The following is a 15,215-nucleotide window of genomic DNA, read 5'->3' on the forward strand; positions in this document are numbered from 1 at the left end:
ATTCCGCCCTTTCTTATAGAGAAATAGTTTGAAACTCATCTGCAAGTTTTATTATACCAGTAAATTCACCGGATGCCTCTGTGATTAAATTCACTAATTCTCCGTACTGCGGCAGATGTGTAAGGATTAATTGTTTTACAGCGGCCCTTTGGGCGAATCGTCCTGCCTCTAAGCTGTTCATATGTCCTGCCGACTTGCCATTTTGATTTCCGTAAAAGTTACATTCACACAGCAAGAGATCGGCACCCTGGCTAAACTCGATAAATTCTTCTTGAAAGGCGCTGTCTGCCGTGTAGACAATAGACTTGCCATCTGCCTCGATTTTCATCGCATAACATGGGACTGGATGGATGGTTTTTAAAAATGAAACTTGAAACGGCCCAATGTTTACAGTGTTATGGGGATCATACGCCACCCCATTCGTAATATTTTTATAGGTTAATTTAGCAAATTCTTGTTGATCGAATTCATGACCGTATACTGGCAATGTTGGGAAATCCTTGCCTAAAAATCCTAGGATTAGTCTTGCATGCTGCAAGACCCCGATATCTGCAATATGGTCTGGATGGTAATGAGAAATGATCACCGCATCCAATTCCTCTGGCTGGATGATATTTTGCAGTTTCGAAAGAACCCCGCTACCGCAATCGATTAATAATTGAAATCCCCCGTGTTCAAGCAAATACCCCGAACATGCTCCATTCTGTTTTGGATATCCGCCCCAATAGCCAATTATTGTTAGTTTCACGAATCATTCCTCCTGATTTTAGTTCCTACCTTTACTATACTCAAAAATCTATTTCTTTTCATAAATAAAATACCAGCCGAAGTAGTACGGCTGGTATTGTAACTTATTCACTTACTAAAGAATTATTTTGATGTTGATGTTGATGTTTATGTCTCATTGTAAAATAGGCGATCGTTACTAAGGCGAATGCAACTAAGAAACCTAAAAGAATCGTAGTATTATGCCACATAAAGCTGAAGTCACCACTTGAAATGACAGCTTTAAAGCCTTGAACCGAATAGGTCATTGGCAAGAAGGCATTAAAATGCTGTAAGAAATTAGGAATTAATTCAAGTGGGAAGGTTCCCGCACTTGTAGTTAATTGGAAAATTAAGATGACGATAGCCAAGAAACGTCCTGCATCAGCGAATACTGAAACGAGCAATTGAATCAAGGCAATGAACGTCAAGCTGGTTATGATTGAAAATAGAATAAATTTTGGTACACTCTGTACATCAAGTCCTAATCCTCCTAGCAGGATTACATCGGCAAGTAACGCTTGGATAATTCCAACACCCGCCATGATAGAATACTTGCTAAGAAACCAGTTAAATCCACTTGAAGGAGCAACTGCAGTATCTCGAAGCGGGAAGACTATCGATAATAATAGTGCACCAACAAATAAACCTAGTGATATGAAGTATGGGGCAAATCCAGTTCCATAGTTTGGTACATGATTCATTTTCTTATTATCGAGTTTAACCGGTTCTGCCATCATATTATATGTTTTATCATCTGAATGAACCTTGGAGGCTTCTTTTGCACCATCGGCAAGCTTATCAGCTAATTCCTTCGCACCGTCAGAAAGCTTCGTGGTCCCATCTTTTAATTGATTAGAGCCGTCTGCTAATTTTCCAGTTCCTGCTGTAAGTTGGCTAGAACCATCCTCTAACGTGTTCAATCCAGTAGACAAGGTATTTGTTCCGTCATTTAATTTGATAGAACCCGCAGACAAAGCATCGATTCCCGATTGAAGTTGTTTTTGACCACTATTTACTTGATTAATACCGGCTAACAATTGATTAAAATAAGGATCGGTCTGACTCTTAATCTTTTGATCTAATCCATTGGTCGCACCCAAAAGTTTTTCATTAACACCCGTTTTAAATTGTTTAAAACCGGCATCAATTCCTGGAGATAGCTTTGCTTCAATACCGGCTTGCACCACCTCTTTTGTTGGTGCAGGTTCTGCTGTCATGATGGCATTTACAAGCTGTGGAGAAACCCCATTTGCGATTAAGGCGTTAGCAAGTTTCTTCATTTTTTCTGTTTGTTCTGTAATCGTCTGATCCGCAATTTGTGCAGCCAAACCTTTCGTTAACTGCGTTTCAAACATGTCAATCCCTTTATTAAGCTCCCCAACGCTGCCCGTTAATTCTTTTTGCATTCCTTGTGCAATACCAGTGGGCAGCTCGGTTTTTAATTTTGCTGCACCGGCAGCAACCTGATTTGTTCCATCAATTAAGATAGGCATATTAGCTTCTGCTTTGGAAAGTCCTTCTTTCAATTCAGTTGCCCCGGAAGCCAATGCCTTTGAACCTGAATTAGCTGTTTTGACACCATTATTAAATTCAAGAGATTTTTCAGCGAGTGTTGCTAGGCCACCGTTTAACTCCTCAGATCCTTTATTTAAATCTACGGAACCATCTTTTAACTGACCTGCCCCGTCACTTGCTTTTATAATCCCGTCAGCAAGATCGCTAACTTTTGAAAAAATAGTTTCTGCATAGGTTTCTGTTACTTTTTCCGCTACTGCCGTTTTAATCTTTTCAGCAGCAGTATTACCAATTTGTGCTGAAAGGAAGTTAAAGCTTTCATTAGGAGTATAAATCAACTCTAATTTTTTTGGATCCTTATCCATTAATGTAGTTGCATTTTTAGAAAAGTCTTTCGGAATTTCAATGACCATATAATATTTTTGATCCTTTAATTCTTTATAACCTTCTTTTTTATCAACAAATTCAAACCCAAAGTCTTTACTCTTCTTTAACTTAGTTACTAAGTCATCACCTAGCTTTAGGTGATCCCCATCAAGTGTTGCACCCGCATCTCCATTCACCACTGCGACTGGCAGTTCGTCAAGCTTGTCATACGGATCCCAAAACGCCCACAAAAACATTCCGGCATATAGGACGGGGACAAACATAACAGCGATAATCGGAATTAAGACTTTTTTATTTTTAAAAATCGTCAAAAGTTCTTCCTTTAATAAGATGTTTTTCACCTCTACTACCTCCTTTTTATTTATGACCAATTCGTTCATCTGGTCATTTTACTTCTGAAAATAAGGACCATCTTCATGGACAATCCTTGTTTTGAAAGCCATATATCAAAAATCTGATCCTCTTAAATGACTGTATGAACATTTCAGTCATTTAATACTTTAAGAGTATACATCCAATTTTTCCTGTTGGCAAGGAAAAATAAAAAGAAGAAGCTGGTTATAACGTAACAGCTTCTTCTGACATATTTTTTACTTTTAGGTATTCTAACACATTCTTGACGGCTGCCTCTCCTTGATCAATACAATCGGGAACACCAACCCCTCCATATGAGGCACCTGCCAAGAAGACACCAGGCAGATCTATCTTCACCTGCTCCAATATAGTTTCAAGCCGTTGCTTATGGCCCACGGTATATTGCGGCATGGCATTTTTCCACCTAGAAACAATCGCAAAGTCAGGATCCATCGTGATGCTCATTGTCTTTTTCAAATCGTCGAGGACAATCTTAATGATGCGATCATCCGACAGGTCAACAATCGTCTCATCACCCGCTCTTCCTACATAGCAGCGGAGAAGCACTTTTCCTTTCGGAGTTGAGTGCTCCCATTTTTTATGGGTCCACGTACAAGCGGTAATAGAGTAATCCCCATTTCTTGAAACAACAAATCCTGTTCCATCAATATCGTTCTTAATTGCTTCCACAGGGAAGGCGATTGCAACGGTAGCTACAGATGTAGATGGTACAGATTTAAAGGGATCGAAAAAGCTATAATCAGAAAACATGGATTGCGTTACCTTATGTGGCGTAGCAGCAATAATACAATCAGCTTTTATGGTTTCGCTATTATTAAGATAAATTTCGTAGTGGTCATTGGACTTTGATATTTTATCAACACGGTGGCCCTTTAAAATGGTCCTCGGATCTAATTTTGCTTCAATGGCCTCAGCAAAGGATTGAAGTCCTGTTTTAAAGGTTAAGAAACCACCCTTTTTCTTATCTTTATTTTCCGGCTGTTTTGGCTGGGAAGGCGTTGTTTTTTTCATCCCCATTATCAGGCTTCGGTACTTTTGTTCTACTTCGTAAAATTGCGGGAAGGTCGACATCAGGCTTAATTGATCAATATCACCTGCGTAGATTCCTGATAGTAATGGTTCAATTAAATTTTCAACTACCTCATCGCCCAATCTTCTTCGAAAAAATTGTCCTAATGATTGGTCCTTCCCACTTTCTGAACGGGGAAGGATAAAATCGGCTGCCGCTCGTAATTTACCGGGAACGGAAAAAAGACCTGTTGTGATAAAGGGTCCCACTTCCGTAGGCACTCCCATGATTGAACCGCCAGGCATGGAGTGGAGCTTCTCGTTTACAAGAACATACGATTTACCCGTCGAATTAGGAACTAATTTGTCATCCATTCCGACTTCTTCTGCCAGCCTAATGATGCTTGTTTTTCTTGCTAAAAATGAATCGGGTCCTCGCTCAATGGTAAAACCATCTCTAACAACCGTTTGCATTTTACCGCCAAGACGATGGGATGCTTCAATTAATTGAATCTCAATTGGCAGTTGATGCTCTTGAATTGTTTTTTGGAGATAGAATGCTGACGTGAGACCAGCAATTCCTCCCCCAATAATGACAACCTTCTGTTTGTCTTTGGTCACAAACGTCACCTTCCTCCATGTATGTTTCTGCCTGCGTTTTATTCATTTACTCTTTTAAGAATAACGCTTGATAAGCAGTCAATAAATTCGTCCTTTGCATTAGGCATTTCCGGACGATAGTAGTTAACCCCTAATTCATTCGTAACCGTTTTGCATTCAACATCGTTATCGTATAACACTTCAAGGTGGTCGCAAACAAACCCGACAGGTGCATATACGAATGCCTGATAATGATGATGTTTATAGAGATCCCTTGTCAAATCCTGAACATCCGGACCAATCCAAGGCTCTGGTGTATTTCCGGCACTTTGCCAGCCAATTTCAACATTCTTTACACCTGCTTGTTCAGCAATTAAATTAGCTGTTTCCTGCAGCTGGCTTGGATAGGGGTCGCCATACTGGAGGATCTTTTCCGGCAGGCTGTGTGCAGAAACGATTAGTACGGCCTGGTCTTTTTCCTCTTGGGGCATTTGTCCAAACACTTGTTGTACTTGATTAGCCCAATAGGAGATAAATTTCGGTTCCTGATACCAGCTATCAATCGTTTTGATAGTAAGGTTGCCTAATTTCTCAGCTTCCTCTACTGCTCTTCCATTATAGGATTTTACACTGAAGGTGGAAAAATGCGGGGCCAAAACAAGACTTACAGCCTCTTCAATACCATCTTCGTGCATCTTTTTCACAGCATCTTCAATAAACGGCGCAATATGTTTTAACCCCAAGTACATTTTAAATTCTATTTCGTCTTGAATTTGATTTAAATACTGTTCAAGCTTTTCCGCTTGGTTAAGGGTAATTTTCGCTAATGGAGAGATCCCGCCGATTGCTTGATAACGATTACGAAGATCTTCTAACATTTCAGGACTTGGTTTCCTGCCATGGCGGATATGCGTATAATAGCCTTCTAAATCCTCTAATGAATAGGGGGTACCGTATGCCATTACTAAAAGTCCCATTTTCTTTTTTGTCATATGCTGCACCTCTTATTAAGTCTCTTTCGTTATTTATAAAAGAATAGGGGGGATTAATGAATACCCCCTTCCAAACAACTCATTCTATTGTGCCAAAAAAGTGGGTTGCTTACCAATATTAACACTCATAGGTTGAAAACCTAGCGACTCATTTTGGATGCTGAATACTCATGAATAAAGGACGCTAATCTTTTCAATGTTTCCGGTTTAACAGATGGGAAAACACCGTGACCTAAATTAAAGATATAGCCATTTTGTGCCATTCCTTGATCTAAAATTGCTTTAGTCTTTTCCTCAATGACCTCCCATGGTGCAAGCAGGACAGCTGGATCGAGGTTGCCTTGAACGGTTTTATTTACCCCCATTTCTCTTGCTTGGCTAATTGGCAGGCGCCAGTCCAAGCCAACAACATCCAGTGGCAGGTCATTCCATTCTAAAGCAAGATGGCTCGCACCCACACCAAACATTATTAAGGGAACATTTTCTTCCTTTAATGAAGCGAAAATACGATTCATGATAGGCTTGATGAAATAACGGTAATCCTCGACATTTAATGCTCCAACCCATGAATCGAAAATTTGGATTGCCTTGGCTCCTGCGTTTATTTGCGATTTCACGTATGTAATAATCATATCGCCCAGTTTTTCCATCAATGCAAACCATGCCTTAGGTTCCGAATACATGAAGGATTTTGTCTTATTGTAGTTTTTCGATGGACCGCCTTCAATCATATAGCTGGCAAGCGTAAATGGTGCTCCGGAAAACCCGATTAACGGAACATTTAATTGCTCAGTCGTTAGTAATTTGATTGTATCCAATACGTATGGTACATCTTCCTCCGGGTGTATTTCACCCAGTTTTTCAACATCTGCTAAAGAACGGATTGGATTGTCTATAACTGGTCCAATTCCACCCTTTATTTCTACCTCCATACCAATTGCCGGAAGCGGTGTCATGATATCTTTATATAATATCGCGGCATCGACATTGTACTGCTCAACTGGCAGGCGGGTAACGTAGGCACATAGCTCAGGCTGGTGCGTAATTTCGAATAAGGAGTACTTCTCTTTAATTTCTCTGTATTCCGGTTGGGAACGCCCTGCTTGGCGCATATACCAGACAGGTACATGATCCGTTTTCTCACCTCTTGCTGCTTTTAAAAATGTTTCATTAATTGATCTGGTCATGAATAAAGTCCACCTTTCAAAGACATGTCTGTTCTCCATTTTAATATATAAAGGATAAATTTAAAAATTTTCTTATACATAGACTGTCTCCACTATAGCGATTAATCCTATTTGTGCATAGTAAATGATACTAACTGTCAAAAAAATGTCGTTTTTTCGATCATAATTTGTTTAATTTAACATGAAGCATGGAAAATAGTATGGTATAGAGGATGAAACATACAAGGGGGATTGAATAGATGAACATCTATATAACCGCTGGTACATTGGACTTTTTAACAAAATTAGCAAACAAATATCCTGATGATCTGATTGTGACCATGGTCAATGAAAATGGTGCCCTATTATTACACGAAACAGAAGGGAAAAGTAAATTTAGCATGCCCCGAAAGTATGAGGTATTAGAATCGGTTGGAGTTATTCAAAAAGAAAGTTTTGCGATTATGAATCATATTCCGATTACAGATGAAGGCCGGCCCGTTTTTGAACACCAATGTAAAATTCAAATTCAAAAAACGGCAAGCGCGCAAGGATTGAGGGCATTAAGATTGCTTCGACCTATTTCGTCTACTACCTATGTCATCCTGACGGTGTGGGAAAATGAAGCGTCATATCAAAGATGGCAAAATTCCGATTCATTTATGAAGTCAGGAGCAGGTCTAGATGCACAGCAAAAAATTTTCGCTAGTGCTCCATATATTAGTAAATATTCAATAATCGAATAATTGTAGGAAATACAGGGATGGAGTTATATTTCTCCATTCTTTTTTATTTGCACCCCCTCACCTCTAGGTTCAATTTTCATATTCTGTATTACATCCAGCAGGGCGATTTCCCCTGATGGGTATTATGAGAGGAGGGAATATAATGCTTATCGAGCTAACGGCTCTTCATTGGATATATGTGACCTTTATTGTTCTTATTATCGGGTTTATGGTAATGAAAAGGGACACATCAATAATTTGTATTGTAGGGATTTTCTTAATTGCGCTTACAGCCTCTGGTAGTTTAAGTCATTCGATTAGTAGTATTTTCAATAGCTTTAGCTATGCCATCACAGAATTATTGTCGACGATACTCGTAATCTCCATTATTGTTGCCATGAGCCACACTCTAACAAGCACCGGTATCAACGATGTCATGATTTCACCCTTTAGGAAATTGATACGCAATCCGACACTTGCTTATTGGACGATCGGGATCTTAATGATGGTCATTTCCTGGTTTTTCTGGCCATCCCCTGCTGTTGCCCTCTTAGGTGCTGTTCTTCTACCGGTTGCCATTAGAGCTGGCTTGCCAGCATTGGGCGTCGCCATGGCGATGAACTTGTTCGGGCACGGAATTGCTCTATCAGGGGACTTCGTTATACAAGCGGCACCTAAACTAACCGCAGATGCAGCCGGATTACCCATTCAAGATGTAATAAATGCCAGCATTCCATTAGTGTTTATCATGGGACTGGTGACAACCGTAACAGCTTTTTACTTTCTAAGGCGGGATATGAAACGGGGAATTTTGAAGGTCTCTTCTACCGTTTTACCTAATTCTCCCGATGAGAAAGCTGACGAACTGGGGTTATTATCACTTGTCCAAAAACGTTTTTTTGCCATCTTAGTTCCACTATTATTTGCTGCTGACGTAGCCGCCATGTCGATCCTCGATTTAACCGGTGGAGATGCGACTGCCTTAGTCGGCGGAACCTCCATTCTTATTCTTCTATTAATCACCTTAACTAGCCATAAAAATAAAGGGCTTGAAAAAACTACCCATTATTTAATCGAAGGTTTCCAATTTGGCTTTAAAGTTTTTGGTCCCGTCATACCGATTGCCGCGTTTTTCTACTTGGGTGATAGCGGCTTTACTAAAATTATTGGCGACTTTTTACCGAAAGCTTCCCATGGAATTGTCAATGATTTAGGTATAGCGTTAGCAGGCATTGTCCCATTAAGTAAAACAGTTGGAGCTATTACATTAACAACTGTTGGGGCTATTACTGGTTTGGATGGTTCCGGATTTTCCGGAATTTCCCTAGCAGGTTCTGTTGCTGGTCTATTTGCAGTTGCTATCGGTAAAGGTGCCGCTACACTGACTGCACTAGGGCAAATTGCTGCCATCTGGGTCGGAGGCGGAACACTCGTGCCATGGGCTTTAATTCCAGCTGCAGCCATTTGTAACGTTGATCCATTCGAACTAGCTCGGCGGAACCTTCTTCCTGTATTTATCGGGCTTATCGTGACAACAATTGCAGCAATATTTTTAATTTAACGAAAGGCCGACTTAATGTCGGCCACATTCATTTCCCGAGTTAAATAAAATACAAAACACCACAAAGGTGTTAAAATAGTTTGAAAATAGACTCTTTTTCAAACCACTCTGGAGGGATTACATATGTTAAACAAGCTATATACGAAATTAGAAAATAATTATGACGAAATGGTCTCCATCCGCCGCTACATGCACCAACATCCAGAATTATCTTTTCAGGAATACGAAACAGCTAGGTTCATTCAAACCTATTATGAAAAACATGATATCGAAGTAAAAGGGAACATAGGCGGAAATGGGGTAGTGGCAAAAGTTTACGGGAAAAAGTCTGGAAAAACAGTTGCATTACGGGCAGACTTCGATGCGTTGCCGATTCAGGATGAAAAGGATGTCCCTTACAAATCACTTGTACCCGGAGTCATGCATGCCTGTGGACATGATGGTCACACCGCGACACTTCTTGTCCTTGCGAAAGCCTTAAATGAACTTCGTGACGACCTTGAAGGGACCTATGTCTTTATACATCAGCATGCAGAGGAATATGCTCCCGGCGGTGCGGCACCAATGATTAAGGATGGCTGTTTAGAAGGTGTCCATGTGATTTTTGGTACGCATTTGTGGGCAAGTGAACCAACAGGCACCATCCAATACCGGACAGGACCCATCATGGCGGCAGCAGATCGTTTCGAAATTGAAATTCAAGGTAAGGGTGGTCATGGGGCACAACCGCATAAAACAAAGGATGCCATCGTGACCGCATCACAACTCGTGTTGAATCTCCAGCAAATCGTCAGCCGTAAGGTAAACCCAGTTGAATCTGCAGTTGTCACTGTCGCTTCTTTTACAGCTGAAAATGCCTTCAATGTCATTGCAGACAAAGCAAAATTAATAGGAACAGTCAGGACATTTAATGAAGAGGTAAGACGATTCATTGAAGGTGAAATAGAACGAATCGTTCACGGTACCTGCTACACATCTGACAGTAATTATAAGTATGATTTTGTCAGAGGTTATCCTGCAGTGGTCAACCATGAAAAGGAAACAGAATTTATCATTAGCTGTGCACAGGATATTGCTGAGGTGAATAGTATCGAAGAAACCGAGCTGCAAATGGGCGGAGAAGACTTTGGCTATTATTTACAAAAAGTTCCGGGCACCTTCTTCTACACGGGAGCAAAACCGGTTTCCAATGATGAAGGGTATCCACATCATCACCCTAAATTTGATATTGATGAAAAAGCCATGCTCATCGCCGCAAAAACATTGGGTACAGCAGCTATAAGAGTCCATAAGGAATAATGATAAAAAATCCCCTGTCTCATTAGAGTTCAGGGGATTTTTGCAGTATTCGTAAGCGGTAGGCATTCATCGCCGTTTCACCTAAATGCTTCAGAAGATTATTATTAGCATAAGCACCCACAAATGCCCCAATGCCCGGTACAAGCTGAAATAGTTTGGCAAGGTCAATATAATCGCGATATTCCTGCTGAAACTGACGCCAATCCATTTCCACAAGAACCTGCTTGCGGATTTCCCAATTTTCAATTTCCGATAAGGTATGCTTACGGATTTCATCACTAGAAAAAGCCAATTGAAAGACATGGAGAATAAATAATCTTTCTTCATATTTCCTCGTATCAAATCCATAAACAGAAGCTGCTTCAAACAGGAATTTCATCTTAATCGTTAAGAGCAGCGGAAAATCGGCTAGACCAAGCAAAATACCGCCCGCCCCCGTTCCCGCTCCTTCAATCACAGCGGTCTTCTGATACGCAGCTATTTTTTTTCGTGCCAATTCGTCTCTCTCTGCAAGGGTTAGCCCTTGGGCCTGGTCCTTATTCGTTGTCACTTTCGAACCAAGTAACGTAGCTTTCACCATCGCTTTGATGCTCTCTGTCATGACTTCATGGACTTTTTCCGGAATCCATTCGTTTATTTTCCCTTGGGCTTTTTTTGATATTCGGTTCATCATTCCTGAACGCCTGGTTAATTTTCGTTTCCATTCATCCACTTCATCAAAAACCATTAATTCATATTCGTTCAAAATGACCAACCCCCTTTACATATTAGCTTATGCTTACATACGATAAAAACCGCCTAATAGTTTCAAAAAAAAACCCTTCATCTTAAAGGGGAAATTCATAGACTAGGCTTTTAAACGATTTTTTCCATAAAAGTAAATAAAAAGATAGGAAAATGCAAGACCAGCTAGTAATGCAAGCAGTGAAATCATTATTTCTCCTTTAACCAGAATAAATAAGGCAAAAATAATGGCTTGGACCGTTAGGATGGCCATTAATAAAAAATGGAACGAGGCAGCCTTAAATTTAGGCGCAACCGGATAAATATCGACCCAGAGTTTATTTTGATGATGATTCCATAACGGCAGCAATTGAAATCCGGTTAAATATAAAAACAAGACACCAATTAATATCTGGCCGAATCCAAACGAAATAAAATAGATGGCAAGCGCGCCAATCACTGTTAAACGGATAAATAAACCCAGATAATCAGAAGAACGCAAAAATGTTCGCGAAAATAAAAATAAATAAGTTTTTTCCTGTGAGAACGGAATTTTACTGATAAACAAATCAAGCCATTTTCTACGTTTTACCGTATCCTTCAGTTTTGGCACATCCGTAAACATGTTAGCTAAACGATAAAAAGATGCCATCCTTTTCTCTTCATGGTTAATTAATTGGTCCCATTTTAAGCCCATTTTTCTTGTTCGAACCAAAAAGCTGTAATAATAAAACCCCATAATTAATGCCATAACCAAAAGAATAACCAGGTTGGCCTGTTTAAATAAAAGATAGGAAAATGCGACATTTAGAAAGTAGCGTACAACCATATCCCATCTATGTACAGATACCTCGACATAATAATGAATTTTCCACGAAACAGCTAAATTCCAGACTTTAGCAATGAGTAATACGGATAAGAACGGAATAAATGAGTGAAAACCACTTTCGCTTACATGGGCATACATCGGCATCAGGACCGCTAAAACCATTAATAGAATATAGCCTTGAAAAACAAAACTGGCGACCCCGGATCGAATAAAATACCCCTTTAATTTCTCCTCAAGCGGAAGTAAAAATACATTATCGGCTTCGAGTAAAAAGTTGTAAACCGGGCTATAGGTAATGAAAAAGCCCATGATAACAGCTAATATGATTTCAGCAGGAAATGCAGTTGAAAGGGTTTCAAGCCATTTTTGATAATAAAAGGCTCCTGTTCCAATCAAAAATAACAGGACAATAACAAGGTGCCCATTGAAAATATAGCGTAAATATCTTCCTATATCCTTCATCCGACCGCCAGCACGGTCTCTCCAAAGTTTCTTCTCATCAAACATAATTTTCTTCCTTCGTCAATTGAATATACAAATCGTCTAAAGAGGCGGTTGGCATTGAGAACTGCTGCCTTAATTCACTAAGTGTTCCTTTAGCACGGACCTTCCCTTCATGTAAAATGATAAAGCGGTCACAATATTTTTCGGCCGTTGTGAGAATATGGGTTGACATTAAGATTCCCGCACCATTTTCTTTCATCTTTTTCATTAAATCAAGCAATGATTGAATGCCAAGCGGATCGAGTCCAACAAATGGTTCATCAACGATATAAAGCGATGGCTGGACGAGAAACGCACACATGATCATCACCTTTTGTTTCATCCCTTTGGAGAAATGAGCTGGAAACCATTTTAACCGTTTTTCCATTCGAAATTCCGATAACAGCGGATTAATTCGCTGTTTATAGGTGGACTCGTCCAGCCCATAGGCCATGGCCGTTAATTTTAAATGCTCATCCAACGTTAATTCTTCATATAAGACTGGTGTTTCGGGGACAAAGGTAAACATGCGGCGATAGGCTTCTTTATTTTCTGTAAAAGATTTCCCATTAATTTTGACGGTACCGCGATGTGGTTCCATTAATCCGATAATATGTTTGATGGTTGTACTTTTCCCGGCTCCATTCAAGCCAATAAGTCCCACTAATTCCTTTTCACGAACCTCAAAGGAAACATCTTTTAAAACTGGGTTTCTTGTATAGCCTCCAACTAGGTTTTCAATTGTTAATAAAGACATTGCAAACGTCCTTCCGTAGCATGATTATGGTTTACATTTTAACAAATTCCTTTCAATAAAAATAGGAATTCAATTTTTCTTACACTTTTTTGTATATTTCTTTCCTAACGGGTTATCATAATATTCGAAGGGGAAACAACTGACGAAGATGAAGAAATTCATCAAACCTTGAAATGAGGTGTCTGTCAAAGACATTTTCCATTCAAACAAGTTAGCTTTCAGGTCGTTTCAGATAAGGGGATGGTTGTTTTGTACACAGTGCATGCAAACCATTTAGAGTTCAACACCAACTGTTTATCTTAAAAAAATAAACGGCAAATGAGGTGTTTACCGCAGATCACTACCCGTTTTTAAAGGTTAGGAAAACCAATAAAAACACAAATAGGGGATGGTCAGCTTGAACAAAGATGTCTCTTTATAAAAACACTCTATGAAAAATGAGGTGTTTATCAAAGAACACTCCTAAATGAACGTCAAAATTGAAGCAATTCCCCTTCGGGAAGGCGGGATTCCATGCGAATCCTGCCTTTTTCTTTTGTATTACCATTCATTATGGTAAAATAAGACAAACATTAAAAGGAGTTGTCATTGAAATGAGCGATTGTATCTTTTGTAAAATTGTTAATGGTGAAATTCCTGCTGCAAAGGTTTTTGAAAATGAGCATGTGGTAGCGTTTATGGATATCAGTCAAGTGACAAAAGGCCACACCCTGGTGATCCCTAAAATACATAAAGAGAATATTTACGAATTGACTCCAGAAATCGCAAGAAACATATATGAAGTGGTCCCCTCTATTGCTACTGCCCTAAAAAAGGAATTTGAGCCTGCTGCAATGAATACCATCAATAATAATGGTGAACTTGCCGGTCAGACTGTTTTTCACTTCCATGTCCATTTGATTCCGCGTTATGGCAAAGGGGATGGCCTGGGTGTAGTTTGGAAAAGCAATCAAAGCGATTATACACCTCAACTATTACAAGAAATGGCCGTGAACATTAAAAAGCAGCTTTAACCTATCTCCAGAGCATAATTTTCTGAAAATTATATCTTTATTAATATTATCGTAATATGTTATAATGAATCTAAGTTTTTCGCTGTAGGCAATGAGTGTACTGCAGGAGAAACAAATAGCTTAGAATAGCAGAGGAGAGATGAGAAATGAATACAAAGAATCTAGTCATTTTAGCACTTTTAGCGGGGATTGGAGTCGTATTGCATACGATAATGCCAAGTTTTCTTGGAATAAAGCCGGATATGATGTTGGCCATGATGTTTTTAGGCATTTTACTCGTTCCTGAAGTAAAGAGCGTCATGCTTATGGGGATTGTAACTGGTATCTTGTCGGCATTAACGACAAGTTTTCCTAGCGGCCAAATCCCAAATATTATCGATAAGATTGTTACTTCGTTAATCTTTTTCGGTTTGTTCTTGGTCTTTAGGAAAGTTATGAAGCCGATTGTTTGTGCAGCAATCTTATCAGCTGTTGGTACATTAGTATCAGGAACTGTATTTTTAGGCTCAGCTCTTTTATTATTCAGCTTACCAGGACCATTCGCTGCATTATTTTCGGTAGGTGTTTTACCGGCAATCGCACTAAATACTGTTATTATGATTATTTTGTATCCAGTGGCTCAATCTATTTTTAAACGAACTAAATTGTCATCAGCTTCCGTCATCCAAAAATAATGTACGGGGCTCTCTTTTTAAGAAAAGAACCCCCAGGGGTTCTTTTCTTAAATTACATACGGGGGTTTCTATGAAATTATTGAAAGCAATAAAGCAACTAGGAGGAAAATGCCGCCAACACCAGCCAAAGCTGCTGCTCTTTTCTTTATTATCTGTTTTGGCGGATACACACCGGGTCTTTTTAAATCAAATAAATATTTAGATGATCCCAGAAAAAGAATAGCACTTACGATAAATAACGTTACAGCTACACTCTTCATCTTATTTTGTCCTCCTACTCATTCGAACAATGGTTGTAACTATTTATATGTTTTATTATTCATTCATATGAACAAGGCAC

At 39.4% G+C, this 15,215-nt stretch carries 14 protein-coding genes; 5 read left to right on the forward strand and 9 right to left on the reverse strand.

Annotation, left to right across the window (positions count from 1 at the left end; all coding sequences use genetic code 11):
- Positions 1 to 13: 13 nt before the first annotated feature.
- The 5 genes from G6554_RS10780 to hemE all read right to left on the reverse strand — a co-directional run bounded on the left by G6554_RS10780 (position 14) and on the right by hemE (position 6,832).
- Entirely contained in the window at positions 14 to 748 is a 735-nt protein-coding gene (locus tag G6554_RS10780; protein ID WP_166241628.1) for an MBL fold metallo-hydrolase, read from the reverse strand.
- 103 nt (positions 749 to 851) lie between these two features.
- The gene (locus tag G6554_RS10785) at positions 852 to 3,011 is read right to left on the reverse strand and encodes a YhgE/Pip family protein (RefSeq protein ID WP_166241630.1); all 2,160 of its coding nucleotides are present in this window, start codon (positions 3,009 to 3,011) and stop codon (positions 852 to 854) included.
- Between the two features lie 217 nt (positions 3,012 to 3,228).
- Complete coding sequence (gene hemY / locus G6554_RS10790; RefSeq protein WP_166241632.1) at positions 3,229 to 4,674, reverse strand: protoporphyrinogen oxidase; 1,446 nt, start codon at positions 4,672 to 4,674, stop codon at positions 3,229 to 3,231.
- Positions 4,675 to 4,712: 38 nt separating this feature from the next.
- Positions 4,713 to 5,645 carry a ferrochelatase gene (hemH, locus tag G6554_RS10795; RefSeq protein ID WP_166241634.1) on the reverse strand — a complete coding sequence of 311 codons (933 nt, stop codon included), beginning with the start codon at positions 5,643 to 5,645 and terminating at the stop codon, positions 4,713 to 4,715.
- A 140-nt stretch (positions 5,646 to 5,785) separates the two neighbouring features.
- Complete coding sequence (gene hemE / locus G6554_RS10800; protein WP_166241636.1) at positions 5,786 to 6,832, reverse strand: uroporphyrinogen decarboxylase; 1,047 nt, start codon at positions 6,830 to 6,832, stop codon at positions 5,786 to 5,788.
- Positions 6,833 to 7,071: 239 nt separating this feature from the next.
- Here hemE and G6554_RS10805 point away from each other — a divergent pair, with 239 nt between their 5' ends.
- From G6554_RS10805 to G6554_RS10815, 3 genes are all read left to right on the forward strand, one after another.
- A complete protein-coding gene (locus G6554_RS10805; protein WP_166241638.1) occupies positions 7,072 to 7,557 on the forward strand; it encodes an antibiotic biosynthesis monooxygenase family protein in 486 nt (161 codons plus the stop codon).
- A 142-nt stretch (positions 7,558 to 7,699) separates the two neighbouring features.
- A complete protein-coding gene (locus tag G6554_RS10810; protein WP_166241640.1) occupies positions 7,700 to 9,097 on the forward strand; it encodes a hypothetical protein in 1,398 nt (465 codons plus the stop codon).
- 123 nt (positions 9,098 to 9,220) lie between these two features.
- Positions 9,221 to 10,396 carry a M20 family metallopeptidase gene (locus G6554_RS10815; RefSeq protein ID WP_166241642.1) on the forward strand — a complete coding sequence of 392 codons (1,176 nt, stop codon included), beginning with the start codon at positions 9,221 to 9,223 and terminating at the stop codon, positions 10,394 to 10,396.
- Positions 10,397 to 10,418: 22 nt separating this feature from the next.
- Here the strand turns inward: G6554_RS10815 and G6554_RS10820 are convergent, their stop codons facing one another.
- The 3 genes from G6554_RS10820 to G6554_RS10830 form a co-directional block, all read right to left on the reverse strand.
- Positions 10,419 to 11,141, reverse strand: a complete 723-nt coding sequence (locus G6554_RS10820) for an EcsC family protein (protein ID WP_166241644.1) — start codon at positions 11,139 to 11,141, stop codon at positions 10,419 to 10,421.
- Between the two features lie 102 nt (positions 11,142 to 11,243).
- Positions 11,244 to 12,455, reverse strand: a complete 1,212-nt coding sequence (locus G6554_RS10825) for an ABC transporter permease (protein WP_166241646.1) — start codon at positions 12,453 to 12,455, stop codon at positions 11,244 to 11,246.
- Positions 12,448 to 13,188, reverse strand: coding sequence for an ABC transporter ATP-binding protein (locus G6554_RS10830; protein WP_166241648.1), 741 nt, complete (start codon positions 13,186 to 13,188; stop codon positions 12,448 to 12,450). The genes G6554_RS10825 and G6554_RS10830 overlap by 8 nt, the downstream gene beginning before the upstream one ends.
- 593 nt (positions 13,189 to 13,781) lie before the next feature.
- On the opposite strand from G6554_RS10830, the gene G6554_RS10835 reads away from it, so the two are divergent.
- Entirely contained in the window at positions 13,782 to 14,201 is a 420-nt protein-coding gene (locus tag G6554_RS10835) for an HIT family protein (protein WP_166241650.1), read from the forward strand.
- A 146-nt stretch (positions 14,202 to 14,347) separates the two neighbouring features.
- On the forward strand, positions 14,348 to 14,875 hold the full coding sequence (locus G6554_RS10840) for a tryptophan transporter (protein ID WP_166241652.1): 528 nt from the start codon (positions 14,348 to 14,350) through the stop codon (positions 14,873 to 14,875).
- A 68-nt stretch (positions 14,876 to 14,943) separates the two neighbouring features.
- Here the strand turns inward: G6554_RS10840 and yhzF are convergent, their stop codons facing one another.
- On the reverse strand, positions 14,944 to 15,135 hold the full coding sequence (yhzF, locus tag G6554_RS10845) for a membrane protein YhzF (RefSeq protein WP_166241654.1): 192 nt from the start codon (positions 15,133 to 15,135) through the stop codon (positions 14,944 to 14,946).
- Positions 15,136 to 15,215: the final 80 nt, after the last annotated feature.

The organism is Bacillus sp. MM2020_4, from assembly GCF_011250555.1.
Taxonomy (GTDB): Bacteria; Bacillota; Bacilli; order Bacillales; family Cytobacillaceae; genus Neobacillus.

Coding starts and splice junctions, on each gene's coding strand:
- yhzF (WP_166241654.1), bottom strand. CDS start 15,135: ATGAAGAGTGTAGCTGTAACGTTATTTATCGTAAGTGCTATTCTTTTT.
- G6554_RS10840 (WP_166241652.1), top strand. CDS start 14,348: ATGAATACAAAGAATCTAGTCATTTTAGCACTTTTAGCGGGGATTGGA.
- G6554_RS10815 (WP_166241642.1), top strand. CDS start 9,221: ATGTTAAACAAGCTATATACGAAATTAGAAAATAATTATGACGAAATG.
- hemE (WP_166241636.1), bottom strand. CDS start 6,832: ATGACCAGATCAATTAATGAAACATTTTTAAAAGCAGCAAGAGGTGAG.
- hemH (WP_166241634.1), bottom strand. CDS start 5,645: ATGACAAAAAAGAAAATGGGACTTTTAGTAATGGCATACGGTACCCCC.
- G6554_RS10805 (WP_166241638.1), top strand. CDS start 7,072: ATGAACATCTATATAACCGCTGGTACATTGGACTTTTTAACAAAATTA.
- G6554_RS10810 (WP_166241640.1), top strand. CDS start 7,700: ATGCTTATCGAGCTAACGGCTCTTCATTGGATATATGTGACCTTTATT.
- G6554_RS10825 (WP_166241646.1), bottom strand. CDS start 12,455: ATGTTTGATGAGAAGAAACTTTGGAGAGACCGTGCTGGCGGTCGGATG.
- G6554_RS10835 (WP_166241650.1), top strand. CDS start 13,782: ATGAGCGATTGTATCTTTTGTAAAATTGTTAATGGTGAAATTCCTGCT.
- G6554_RS10830 (WP_166241648.1), bottom strand. CDS start 13,188: ATGTCTTTATTAACAATTGAAAACCTAGTTGGAGGCTATACAAGAAAC.